Here is a 13300-nt window from a genome sequence, read left to right as displayed (position 1 = left end):
ATGTTGCAAGACATTTTATATAAAGCAAATATCCGCTCTATAACAGGTAGTGCTGCTATCGAGATCAGGGATTTGCAGATAGATTCCCGGAAAGTGAGTACAGGTAGTTGTTTCATAGCTATAAAAGGTCACGCAGCAGATGGTCATCAGTTCATTGAAAAAGCAATTGAAAACGGAGCAATCGGAATTATTTGCGAAACGCTTCCCGCTACTATAAAAAACAATATAACCTATATCGAGGTAGAGAATTCTGCCATCGCAGCCGGAGTTGTAAGTCATAATTTCTTTGAAGAACCAACTTTTAAATTAAAGCTCATCGGTGTAACAGGCACTAATGGAAAAACAACTATTGCTACCTTATTGTGGAAGTTGTTTTCAGCGCTGGGTTACAAATGTGGATTGATGAGTACAGTTCAAAACCAGATCGGAGATGTAGTGTTACCGGCTACACATACAACTCCCGATGCGGTAAGTATAAATGCTTTATTGAAGCAGATGCTTGATAGTGGTTGCGAATATGTGTTTATGGAATGCAGTAGTCATGCGATTCATCAGCATCGAATAGCAGGATTACATTTTGCAGGCGCATTGTTCAGTAACATTACGCACGACCATTTGGATTATCATCAAACATTTGATGAATACATCCGGGTAAAAAAATCGTGGTTTGATAGCTTGCCTTTATCCGCTTTTGCAATAAGCAATGCTGATGATAAAAGGGGAGCGGTGATGTTACAGAATACGAGTGCAAAAAAATATTTCTATAGCCTTAAAACAATGGCTGATTTTAAAGGAAAGATTTTGGATAATTCACTCGCAGGTTTGCACATGATGCTGAATGAAACGGAAGTGTATTTCCGTTTGATCGGTGAATTCAACGCCTATAATTTATTAGCAGTATATGGTGCCGCAGTTTGTTTAGGACAGGATAAGAATGAAGTGTTGCAGGTATTAAGTACGCTTACCGGTGCAGAAGGAAGATTTGATTACATGGTAAGTAAAAATGATAAGGTCATCGGAATTGTTGATTATGCACATACACCGGATGCTTTATTAAATGTACTGGCAACTATAAAAAAATTAAGACAAGGATATGAGCATATAATAACTGTGGTGGGATGTGGTGGAGACAGAGATAAAACCAAGCGGCCGATAATGGCAGAAGTTGCTTGTGAATACAGTGATAGAGTAGTGTTTACCTCTGATAATCCACGTAGTGAAGAGCCTGAACAGATTATAAAAGATATGGAAGCAGGTGTAAGCGTGGTTGCAAGAAAAAAATATATCTCTATAACCGATAGAAGAGAAGCGATCAAAGCGGCTGTGAGCCTTAGTGCTAAAGAAGATATTGTTTTGATCGCTGGAAAAGGGCACGAAAAATACCAGGAGATAAAAGGAGTGAAACATGATTTTGACGACAAGAAAGTATTAAGCGAAGTATTTGAACTATTAGATAAATAGATTGATGTGCTAATTTTTAGTACACAAAGAATAAACAAGATTTTGAAAACTGTTCGATACGTATTAGCGCATTATCGAATTAGTAAATTGAAACGATGCTGTATTACTTATTTGATTGGTTAACAAAAAATGGGATAAAATTCCCGGGCAGTGGATTGTTCCAGTTCATTACGTTCAGGGTGATGTTAGCCGTTATTTTAAGTTTAGTGATAGTATCTGTGTTTGGTAAAAAGCTGATCAAGTTTTTACAAAGAAAACAGTTAGGCGAAAGTGTTAGAGACCTGGGTTTGGCAGGAGAGCAACAGAAGAAAGGAACGCCAACCATGGGCGGCATCATAATCATCCTAAGTATTTTGATACCCACCTTATTGCTGGCAGACCTGCATAAAGTTTACATACGATTGATGATCTTATGTACCGTATGGCTGGGTGCTATTGGTTTTACCGATGATCTTTTAAAGATAAGAGCTAAAAGAAAAGCACAGGAAAAAGGAGTATCGTATAAGAAAAGCGATAGTGACGGGCTGGCGGGTAAGTTTAAAATATTCGGGCAGGTGATGTTGGGAATTATAGTGGGCGCTACGCTTTACTTCAACCAAAATGTAGTAGTGATGCGTGAGTATAATCCGATGAGCACTCCAAGTAAAGATTCTGTATTGAGTCGTGGAGAAAGACTAGTGAATGATTCGGTAAGTATGGTAATGGTAGATGGCAAGCAGCATTTTTTTGTAAAAGTAAAAACGCCGATCACTACTATTCCTTTTGTAAAGAACCACGAATTCAATTATGCAAAGTTGTTGCCTAAAAGCTGGACGGATTATGCATACATACTCTATATCATTATTGTAATATTTATAGTAACGGCCGTTTCAAATGGGGCAAATATTACGGATGGGCTGGATGGATTGGCAACAGGAGTAAGTGCGATAATAGGTATTTCTCTTGGGATATTCGCTTACGTTAGTGGCAATATAAGATTAGCGGAATATTTGAATATAATGTACATACCCAATTTAGGAGAGCTGTCGATTTTTATTGCGGCGTTTGTAGGAGCATGCATCGGGTTCTTATGGTACAATGCTTACCCGGCACAGGTTTTTATGGGAGATACAGGGAGCCTGGCATTGGGTGGAATTATTGCAGCGCTGGCAATTATTGTTCGTAAGGAATTATTGATACCGATCTTTTGTTTAGTGTTTTTAGTAGAGAATTTGAGCGTAGTGATCCAGGTGAGTTATTTCAAATACACTAAGAAAAAGTATGGAGAAGGCAGAAGGATATTTTTAATGAGTCCGCTGCATCATCACTATCAAAAGCTCGGGTATCACGAAAGCAAGATAGCAGTAAGGTTTTGGATAGTTACAATATTGTGTGTGATATCTGCTATTGTTACATTAAAGTTGAGATAAAACAATTGCGATTCTTTTGAATTGTTGAAAATAGTTGAAAAACCAAAGTAGCCCAGAAAACTGACTAAGTTTTTCAATGAATAGCCAATATTATGAAAAGTACCGTACTGCTGTGGAGAACACCAATGACCTGTTAAATTCTATGCTGTTGAAGAACCAATTTTTTATCACGTTACGTGATAAATGACGACAAGTGTTATGTCGTACAAGAGAGTGACACAAGGATGATGAACAATGAACCAATGTTTGTCACAAAAAAGAAAGCATGAGCAACAGAATCGTCATATTAGGTGCAGGTGAAAGTGGAATTGGCACTGCCTTGTTGGCTAAACAGCAAGGGTACGACGTTTTTGTAAGTGATGGCGGAACTGTGAAAGAAAATTACAAAAAGGAACTAACGGAAAATAATATCCGTTTTGAAGAAGCGCAGCACAGCGAAGCGGAGATTTTAAATGCGGATGAAGTAATGAAGAGTCCCGGTATTCCTGAAAAAACTGAATTAGTAAAGAAAATAAGAGCAAAAGGTATTCCTGTTATAAGCGAGATCGAATTCGCATTTCGTTATAAAGGCAATAGCAAAATAATTGCAATAACCGGTAGTAACGGTAAAAGCACTACTACTGCATTAACCTATCATATATGTAAAACCGGGGGTGCTGATTGTGCAATGGTAGGCAACATTGGTTATTCATTCGCCAAGCAAATTGCAGAAGATCCCAAAGAATTGTATGTGGCAGAGATAAGTTCTTTTCAATTAGATGACATTAAAACATTTCGTCCCGACGTAGCGATACTTACCAATATTACAGAAGATCATTTGGACAGGTATGACTACAAGATGCAAAACTATATCGACAGCAAATTCCGTATCACCATGAATCAGCAGGCAGCAGATGTTTTCATTTACTGCCTGGATGATGAAATAACTATGAAAGCCATGCCCGGTTTTCCCATTAAATCAACTCTAGCCCCATTTACCATGAACAACAAATCACTGCCACAGGGAGCGTACTTAACGAATGCAAAATTGCACCTTAAATGGAAAAGCGAAGAAATGCAAATGAACATTTCTGACTTCGCCATCAAAGGAAAACATAACAACTACAACAGCATGGCAGCAAGCCTGGCTGCAACGGTAGTGGATATACGAAAAGAAGCCATACGTGATGCATTGCAAACATTTCAAAGTTTAGAGCATCGCATGGAACCGGTAGCTACTATCAAAGGCGTAGAGTTTATTAATGATAGCAAAGCAACGAACGTAAACAGTACCTGGTTTGCGTTAGAGAGCATGGAAAAGCCAACTATATTAATATTGGGCGGCGTTGACAAGGGTAATGATTATACATTATTAAAAGATTTGGTTAAAGAAAAAGTGAAAGCAATTGTTTGCATGGGAATTGATAATAGAAAGATACACGAAGCTTTCGGCGAAACGGTTTCCTTAATTGTAAATACAGGTAGTGCGCAAGAAGCAGTACAGGCAGCATTTCATTTTGCAAACAAAGGAGATGTTGTTCTATTAAGTCCTGCCTGCGCAAGTTTTGATTTATTTAAGAATTATGAGGATAGAGGCAAGCAATTCAAACAAGCAGTAAAAGAATTATAATATCGAAAAAGGCGAATGACATTTAAAAGTATTATATCACCATCTGCAGATTCTCCGCTACGTAATTTAAGCGGCATCAATGTTAGTAATAAGCTGGTTAATAAAACCAAGGGCGATCGTGTTATCTGGGCAGTAGTAGTATTACTTACATTGGTGAGTTTGTTGGTAGTGTATAGCAGTACCGGTTCATTGGCATATAAATATAGTAAGAGTACCGAAAGCTATTTATTCAAGCAGTTAGGCTTTATCATTTTGGGAGTAGTAATAATCTACTTTGCACATAGAGTAAACTATACTATTTATTCAAGAGTAGCATTGATATTATTTCTGATCTCCATTCCATTGTTACTGTATACATTATTGTTTGGTGTGCAATTGAATGCAGGAAGCCGTTGGATAAAATTACCTGTCATTAATATGACATTCCAGACTTCTGATTTAGCGAAGCTGGCGCTATTCATGTATCTCAGCCGACAATTAAGTCGCAAGCAAAATGTAATCAAAGATTTTAAAAAAGGATTCTTGCCGGTTTTAATACCTGTTGCATCAATTGTTTTATTGATTGCCCCGGCAAACTTATCAACGGCGTTATTAGTAGGAGGAACAAGTTTCATGCTTATGTTTATCGGCAGGGTAAGTACCAAGCATATATTGGCAACAATGGGTATTGCATTGATACCTGTTGTGTTATTGATAATGATCGCAGTAAAATACTACGACAAAGAGCAGCATAAGCAAAAGGATCTGCCCGCAATATTAGCGGCCGGTCGTGTGCCAACCTGGATAGGTCGCATACAAACATTTTTATACAGTAGTAAGGAAGATCAGAACGAAAAAATGTACCAGATAAACCAGGCAAAAATTGCTATCGCTAATGGAAGCTTTTTTGGTTTAGGTCCGGGACATAGCCAGGCAAGAAATTATTTGCCGCAAGCTTATAACGATTTTATTTATGCCATCATATTGGAAGAGTATGGATTGATCGGCGGTATAATTATCGTATTAATATACCTGTTGTTTTTGTATAGATGTATCCGTGTTTATCGAAAGTGCCCGTATGCATTTGGTGCATTCCTGGCGCTGGCATTGAGTTTTACGCTGGTGATACAAGCCATTGCCAACATGGGCGTTAACGTTGGGCTTTTTCCAAATACGGGAGTTACGTTGCCGTTAGTAAGTATGGGAGGAAGTAGCTTCTTATTCACTTGTTTATCTATCGGTATTATATTAAGTGTAGCAAGAAACGTGGAGCAATTAGAAGGAGAGCAAGCACAACCTGTTGTTGAAGCAGCAGTTGTAGGTGCTAATTAGTTTTTTTGTAGTGAGCGATATATCATTATTCAACATCGTTGTGTCACTCACTTCAGCAGCAACAACGAATTGAGCATGACGAACAGAATAATTATAGCAGGCGGTGGAACAGGCGGACATATTTTTCCTGCAATTGCAATTGCCAATGCAATTAAAAAATTGCAGCCACAAACTGAGATACTATTTGTTGGTGCAAAAGGAAAAATGGAAATGGAAAAAGTACCACAAGCAGGTTACAAGATAGAAGGATTGGATATAGCAGGCTTTAATAGAAGTTCTTTGATAAAAAATGTTGGCTTGCCGGTTAAGTTGCTTAAAAGTTTTATACAGGTAAGAAAAATATTTAAGCAGTTTGATCCAACAGCAGTTATCGGTGTAGGCGGTTATTCAACCTATCCGGTATTGAAATTGGCGCAAACTAAAGGCATTGCGACTTTTATACATGAGAGCAATTCTTTTGCAGGTAAAAGCAACATGCTGTTAGGAAAAAAAGCCAATAAAATATTTGTTGCCAGTGATGGAATGGAAAAATTTTTTCCGAAGGATAAAATCGTGATCACGGGAAACCCTGTTCGTACCAACATTTCAAATAATAATGTAACAAGAGAAGAAGCGATTAAATTTTTTGGATTGGATGTAAATAAAAAAACCATCCTTTCAATTGGAGGTAGCCTGGGAGCAAGAAGCATTAACGAAGGCTTGGCAATACATCTGGATGAATTTGAAAAAAATAATTTTCAATTGATCTGGCAAACGGGAAAAACAACAGCAGCGCAATACAAAGCAGTTGGAGAAAATAAAAGCAATGTGTGGGTAAATGATTTTATAACGCAGATGGATTATGCTTATGCAGCGGGCGATGTAGTGATAAGTAGAAGCGGTGCTATGTCAATTGCTGAATTGTGTGTAATGAAAAAGCCGGTTGTATTTGTTCCTTTTCCATTCGCAGCAGAGGATCATCAGACTGCCAACGCAATGAACCTGGTTAATAAGCATGCAGCATTGATCATAAAAGATAACGAAGCAAAAGATAAGCTTGTTTCAACGGTGATCCATTTGGCAAAAGATGAACAGCAACAAAAAGAATTAAAAGCAAATATCAGCAAGCTGGCAATAACAAACGCAGACGAAATTATTGCCAACGAAATTTTGAATACAATAAAGTGATGGACATAACTACTATAAAGCGGATTTATTTTGTTGGTATCGGTGGAATTGGAATGAGTGCTTTAGCAAGATATTTTAATTCAAAGGGAGTTGTAGTAAGTGGTTACGATAAAACAGCAACAATACTTACTGAGCAATTAAGCAAAGAAGGAATCAAAGTACACTACGAAGACAATGTTGGGTTGATTGATAAAGAGGCGCAGTTAGTTGTTTACACACCTGCTGTTCCTGCAGATCATAAAGAATTAAATTATTACAGGGATAATAAGTATGAGGTGGTAAAGCGCAGTGATGTTTTAGGAGCAATAACAACAAGTTCTTTTAATATATGTGTGGCCGGCACGCATGGCAAAACTACTACCAGCACAATGGTGGCACATATCTTAAGAGATAGTGGCTACGGTTGCAATGCTTTTTTAGGAGGAATTGCAGCTAACTATAACAGTAACTTTTGGAGCAGCGAAAACAATGTATGTGTAGTAGAAGCTGATGAGTACGATAGAAGTTTTTTGAAATTAAGCCCTGATGTTGCGATAATAACAGCAATGGATGCAGACCATTTGGATATTTATGGAACAGCAGAATCAGTTGAACAAGCGTTCATAGATTTCAGCAGTAAAATAAAGCCCGGTGGTTTATTGGTAAGCAAGTTTGGATTATCAAGAGGCAATGAACTAAAGGGAAGCCAGCATTTACATTATGGCGTAAATGAAAATAATGCCGATGTATGTGCAACTAACATTAAAATAGAAAACGGAAGTTATCGGTTTGATGTAGTAATGAAAGAATGGACTTTTAAAGATGTGGTGCTAAACATGGGCGGTATGCACAACATCGAAAATGTAACAGCAGCTATAACAGTAGCGCATCATCTTAAAATTGATGATGAAAAAATAAAAGCAGCTGTAAGTTCTTTTAAAGGAGTAAAAAGAAGGTTTGAGTATATCCTTAAAAATGATTCTACAATCTTCATTGATGATTACGCACATCATCCCGAAGAGTTGAGAGCATTATTAAGCGGTGCCACTTCTTTGTTCAAGGATAAAAAATGTACGGTAATATTTCAACCGCATTTATATACACGAACAAGAGATTTCGCCAATGAGTTTTCAGAAGTGCTGGCATTAGCGGATGAAGTGATTCTTTTGCCAATTTATCCTGCAAGAGAATTGCCAATAGAAGGAGTGAACAGTGAAATGATCGTAAATAAAATTGCGAAAGCAAACAAAAGTGTCAAATCAAAAGAAGAATTATTGGATTGGGTAAAAAATAATAAAAGAGAATTAGTAATAACAGCAGGAGCAGGAGATATTGATACGTTAGTTGAACCAATAAAACAACTACTAAAAAATTAAGGTGGCAATTAAAAAACAAATAGCGATCAAATGGATGTTAACCACACTGTGGGTGTGTATTGGCGCCGGCACGCTGGTATTGTTGGTTGCTGCAGTTCAGAAAAAAAATACGCAACGTTGTAAAGGCGTGAACATAACTATTAAAGATGTACAGAATAATTGTTTTGTAGATAAAAAGGATATCCTGGATTCACTTAAAGTATTGGAAGGAGAAGATCCCGTGGGTAAAGGCATCAGCAGTTTTGATCTGCAGATAATGGAAACGAAATTGAAGAAAAATGTATGGGTTAAAAAAGCTGAGCTGTTCTTTGATAATAATGATGTGCTGCAAATAAAGATCACTGAGCGAGAGCCGGTAGCAAGAATTTTTGCCAACAATGAAACAACCTTTTACATTGATACATCCAACGCAATATTGCCATTAAGTGAAAAGTTTTCTGCAAGATTGCCTGTGTTTACAGGGTTTCCTACAGATAAAGCCCGTTCAAAAGCAGATAGCAATTTATTAAAGGATATACAAACGATCAGCCTTGCATTACAGCAAAATGCTTTTTGCATGGCAATGATCGATCAGGTAGACATCACGCCGCAAAAGACTTTTGACATGGTACCTAAGATCGGTAATACGACCATTGTATTTGGCGACGCAACAGATGCAGCTGAAAAATTAAGAAAGCTGAAAGTATTTTATCAGCAGGTAATGCCGCAAGCGGGATGGAATTATTATAGCCAGGTAAATGTTCAATATAAAAATGAAATAGTTGCTAAAAAGCGTGGCGCAGATGATAAGAGTGTTGACTCGTTGCATACTATACAAATGATGCAACAAATTGCTGCAAATGCAGAACGGGCAGCAAATGATTCATTGCAAACTTTTGCAGCTGATAATGAGAATAATACTACAGATGAAAATTTGATTCAGCAATCGATGCAAAGAGATGATGAAGAAAGTAATGGTGCTCAATTGCCCTCAGCGTGGGTTCCTAAACCGGTAGAGATTAAGCCAACTCCTGTTGAGAAACCAAAATCAGCTCCTGTAGAAAAGCCAAAGCCGGCAACAGTTACAAAGCCTGCGGTTAAAGCAGTTGTAAAACCAAAATCAACCAATCCGAAACCTGTAAAAACAACACCACCTGTTATAAAAGATAAAGCAGCGGATACTAAACCTTATACACAACAACCAAAGACTACTATTTCAAATCCCAAACCTGTTGACAAACCAAAACCTGCAGCTACTAATAAACCAATGATCAAGGAACCCAAAAAACAAACAACAAAACCCAACAACGATTATTAAACAAACACATAGTAACCACCATTAAAACACAAACACAAAACATACAACTATGAACCAGGAACAACCCATTATTGTAGGCCTCGATATAGGAACTACAAAAATTGCGGCCATTGCCGGTCGTAAAAATGAATTCGGAAAATTGGAAATACTGGGCTTTGGGAGAGCCAATAGCAACGGTGTTCAACATGGTATGGTATTAAATATCGACCAAACGATTAAGGCAATTCAACAGGCTTTGGAAAACTGTTATGCATCCAATCCAAGTCTTACTATTAATGATGTGTACGTTGGTATAGCGGGACACCACATTAAAAGCTTACAAACACGTGGCGATATCGTTCGTCAAAATGTAGAAGAAGAAATTAAGCAGGATGAAATTGATCGCTTAGTGGCAGATCAATACAGAACCTACATTCCTGCAGGCGATCAGATCATCGATGTAATTCCACAGGAATTCACCGTAGATAATTTTCAAAACATACCAAACCCGATCGGGTACAGCGGAGTAAAAGTGGGAGCAAACTTTCACATCATCACCGGCGATAAAAATGCTATCCGCAATATCAATCGCAGTGTAGAAAAATCAGGCTTGGCAACAAAAGACCTGGTGTTGCAACCATTGGCAAGTGCTGCTGCTGTTATGTGTGACCAGGATCTGGAAGCAGGCGTTGCCATCGTTGATATCGGTGGCGGTACAACTGACCTGGCTGTTTTTTATGAAGGCATTTTAAAACATACAGCTGTTATTCCTTTCGGTGGTGAAAACATTACCAACGATATTAAAACAGGCTTAGGTGTTTTAAAAACACAGGCAGAACAAATGAAAGTTCAGTTTGGTAGTGCATTAAGCGATGAAGCAAAAGCAAATGCATTTATTACTATTCCCGGTTTACGTGGAATGGCACCCAAAGAAATCTCTGTAAAGAATCTGGCTAATATCATTCAGGCAAGAATGAGCGAGATAATGGATTTCGTTTCTTATCACTTAAAACAAGTTGGTTTGGATAGTCGCATGTTGAATGGTGGTATCATCCTAACAGGCGGTGGCTCACAATTAAAACATTTGATCCAGTTAACAGAATATGTTACAGGGTTAAATGCACGCATCGGCTTTCCTAATGAACACCTGGCATCAGGACATATTGATGAATTAGCCAAACCAATGTACAGCACCTGTATCGGCTTAATATTAAAAGGCTACAACGATTACGAAAACAATAATCAGCAGTTTGAAGAATCGTTCATCAAAATTGAAGTGCCAAAAGAATTACAACAACAACCTGTTGATGAAGTGATCGACACGCCTGTACAGGAAGAAAGAGTTGTAAAAGTAAAGCAACGTAAAACATTAAAAGGTTTCATGGATTCTTTCAAGAACGGTTTAATAGATATGTTCAAGGAAGAAGAAGATGCACAATTATAAGCATGCCAAACCTCTCCTGAAGGAGAGGCTTTGAAGAGGTCAATTATACAAAGTTCTTTTTACTATACTAACCCACAAATAACAAGCACATGATACATTTTGATTTGCCCAAAGAACAATCCTCCATCATCAAAGTAATTGGTGTTGGTGGTGGTGGAAGCAATGCGGTAAACCACATGTTTTCACAAAACATAGAAGGTGTAAATTTTATTATCTGCAATACCGATGCGCAGGCAATTGCACAAAGTAAAGTGCCTAACAAAATTCAGTTAGGGCCACACTTAACGCAAGGACTGGGAGCCGGTGCCAATCCTTCTATCGGCAGGCAGGCAATGGAAGAAAGCCTGGAAGAGATCAAACGCATATTAGAAGTAAATACCAAGATGGCTTTCATCACTGCCGGTATGGGTGGTGGAACCGGAACAGGTGGTGCGCCTATCCTTGCAAAAATTTGTAAAGACTTAGGCATACTAACAGTTGGTATTGTTACCACTCCTTTTTCTTATGAAGGAAAGAAAAGATTGGCGCAGGCAGAAGAAGGCATCCTTTCATTAAAGAACCATGTAGATACGTTGTTGGTTATCAGCAATGATAAGCTGCGTCATCAATTCGGTAATTTAAAAATGAAAGAAGCGTTTGGCAAAGCAGATAATGTATTGGCAACGGCAGCAAAATGTATCACGGATGTTATTGGCAGCACCGGTCAAATTAATGTTGACTTTGCGGATGTATGCACGGTGATGAAAAACGGTGGCGTGGCTATTCTTGGTAATGCATCTGCCGAAGGCGAAAACAGGGCGCAAATGGCAATTGAAAATGCATTGAACTCGCCATTGCTGAACGACAATGATATTAAAGGTGCACGTTGGATACTTATTAATATCAATTCTGCCGAAGGCGAAACTGAATTCACCATGGATGAAGTAGAAGTGATTCAAAATTATTTACTAAGCCAGGCAGGAGAAGATACAGATGTGATATTAGGCTTAGGTTATGATAATACATTAGGCAATCACATTGGTATTACATTAATAGCAACAGGCTTTGAACATAAAGATCCGTTTAATAAAGCAGCAGCTAAGGAAGAAGTAAAAGACGATAAGATCGTAATGACCTTGGAGATGCCTGCTAAGGAATCAATCAAAAAGCAAGAAGAACCTCAACCGGTCTTATTGTTTGATGAAAAAACAGAAGAACCGGTTATTGAAAATAAAGTAGAGGCAATTCAGGAAACGGCAGTGGAAACAAAAGAAGTATTCTCTCTGCAACCACAAGAGCAGGCGCCAGCTGCCGTAACTGAGCCCGAAGCCCAGATAATAAAAAATGATGAAACAGAGAAAGTAGAATTACTTAGTAAAACTACTGTGGAAAAATCGCAGGACGAACCTGTGTTTTTTGAGATATCTTCGGCACAAGATCAGGTACCCGTAGTACATTTTGATATACCTACAATTCCCATCCCTTCCGAAAAGCCTCAACCCGTAGAAAACTCCCGTAAAGAAGAAGTTTCCATAACGAATAAAGAAGCTAGCACATCTGCGTCGTCTGCAGGTGGATATTTGGTGAAGCCTTCGAACATATATGCGGAGGACAAACCAGCACATGAATCCAAGAAGACTGTGGAGGAACCAGCCGCCATGCAGTTGACGCTGAAGGAAGACGAACCGGAGGCTGAATTGCAGTTGGTGGTTAAAGAATCCCATGAAGCGGCGGAGCAAGAGCCAATGCAACAGACTCAGCCCATCTTGATGTCCAATGTTGAGGAGCCTGCGATGCAGGACGAAACAGAGGAGCTTAGGCGCCGGGCTATAGAACGCATAGCGAAGTTGCGTAATTTGTCATTCAACATCAACGCAGCCGATCCGAATAATGAGTTTGAAACGGTACCGGCTTATCTTCGCCGCAATATGGAAATTCATAATCAGATTGCTGATGTAGAAAGTTTCTACAGTAACTATACCGTAAAAACAGATAATAATAACCAGGCAGAGATCAGCAGCATCAATACTTTTTTAGAAGGTAAAAAACCCGACTAATACACGATCCATACAGATAGCTCTGTATGGATTTTTCTTTTTAAAAGTTGAATTGTTGTTTGTGTTTGGTAATTATAGGTTGTATGGCCCCCTTTGCAGAAAAGGGGGTTTGTGTTTTATATACTTGAACATTGAATATTGAGCATTGTTTATTGAATATTTTGTAACGGGTTTATATATTTTAATTAAGCAGAGTTGTGTCACTCACTTGTACAGTATGTAACTCTATTAA

Annotated in this window: 9 protein-coding genes; all 9 read left to right on the top strand. The window is 38.3% G+C overall.

Annotated elements, in window-relative coordinates; genetic code table 11:
* Positions 1-1461: a UDP-N-acetylmuramoyl-L-alanyl-D-glutamate--2,6-diaminopimelate ligase gene (locus K9M53_RS13750; RefSeq protein ID WP_224015889.1), complete on the top strand. Its 1461-nt coding sequence runs from the start codon at positions 1-3 to the stop codon at positions 1459-1461.
* Between the two features lie 95 nt (positions 1462-1556).
* On the top strand, positions 1557-2870 hold the full coding sequence (mraY, locus tag K9M53_RS13745) for a phospho-N-acetylmuramoyl-pentapeptide-transferase (protein ID WP_224015886.1): 1314 nt from the start codon (positions 1557-1559) through the stop codon (positions 2868-2870).
* 265 nt (positions 2871-3135) lie between these two features.
* The gene (gene murD, locus K9M53_RS13740; protein WP_224015884.1) at positions 3136-4479 is read left to right on the top strand and encodes a UDP-N-acetylmuramoyl-L-alanine--D-glutamate ligase; all 1344 of its coding nucleotides are present in this window, start codon (positions 3136-3138) and stop codon (positions 4477-4479) included.
* Positions 4480-4494: 15 nt separating this feature from the next.
* Entirely contained in the window at positions 4495-5790 is a 1296-nt protein-coding gene (locus K9M53_RS13735; protein WP_224015882.1) for an FtsW/RodA/SpoVE family cell cycle protein, read from the top strand.
* Between the two features lie 75 nt (positions 5791-5865).
* Complete coding sequence (gene murG / locus K9M53_RS13730; RefSeq protein WP_224015880.1) at positions 5866-6957, top strand: undecaprenyldiphospho-muramoylpentapeptide beta-N-acetylglucosaminyltransferase; 1092 nt, start codon at positions 5866-5868, stop codon at positions 6955-6957.
* Positions 6957-8312: a UDP-N-acetylmuramate--L-alanine ligase gene (murC, locus tag K9M53_RS13725; RefSeq protein ID WP_224015877.1), complete on the top strand. Its 1356-nt coding sequence runs from the start codon at positions 6957-6959 to the stop codon at positions 8310-8312. Before murG ends, murC begins: the two co-directional genes overlap by 1 nt.
* A 1-nt stretch (position 8313) precedes the next feature.
* On the top strand, positions 8314-9609 hold the full coding sequence (locus K9M53_RS13720; protein ID WP_224015875.1) for an FtsQ-type POTRA domain-containing protein: 1296 nt from the start codon (positions 8314-8316) through the stop codon (positions 9607-9609).
* Between the two features lie 49 nt (positions 9610-9658).
* Positions 9659-11032, top strand: a complete 1374-nt coding sequence (ftsA, locus tag K9M53_RS13715) for a cell division protein FtsA (protein WP_224015872.1) — start codon at positions 9659-9661, stop codon at positions 11030-11032.
* An 89-nt stretch (positions 11033-11121) separates the two neighbouring features.
* A complete protein-coding gene (gene ftsZ, locus K9M53_RS13710; protein WP_224015870.1) occupies positions 11122-13068 on the top strand; it encodes a cell division protein FtsZ in 1947 nt (648 codons plus the stop codon).
* The last annotated feature ends 232 nt before the right edge of the window (positions 13069-13300 follow it).

It is taken from the genome of Ferruginibacter albus (genome assembly GCF_020042285.1).
GTDB lineage: Bacteria > Bacteroidota > Bacteroidia > Chitinophagales > Chitinophagaceae > Ferruginibacter > Ferruginibacter albus.
This window is presented reverse-complemented; position numbering and strand designations above follow the sequence as displayed.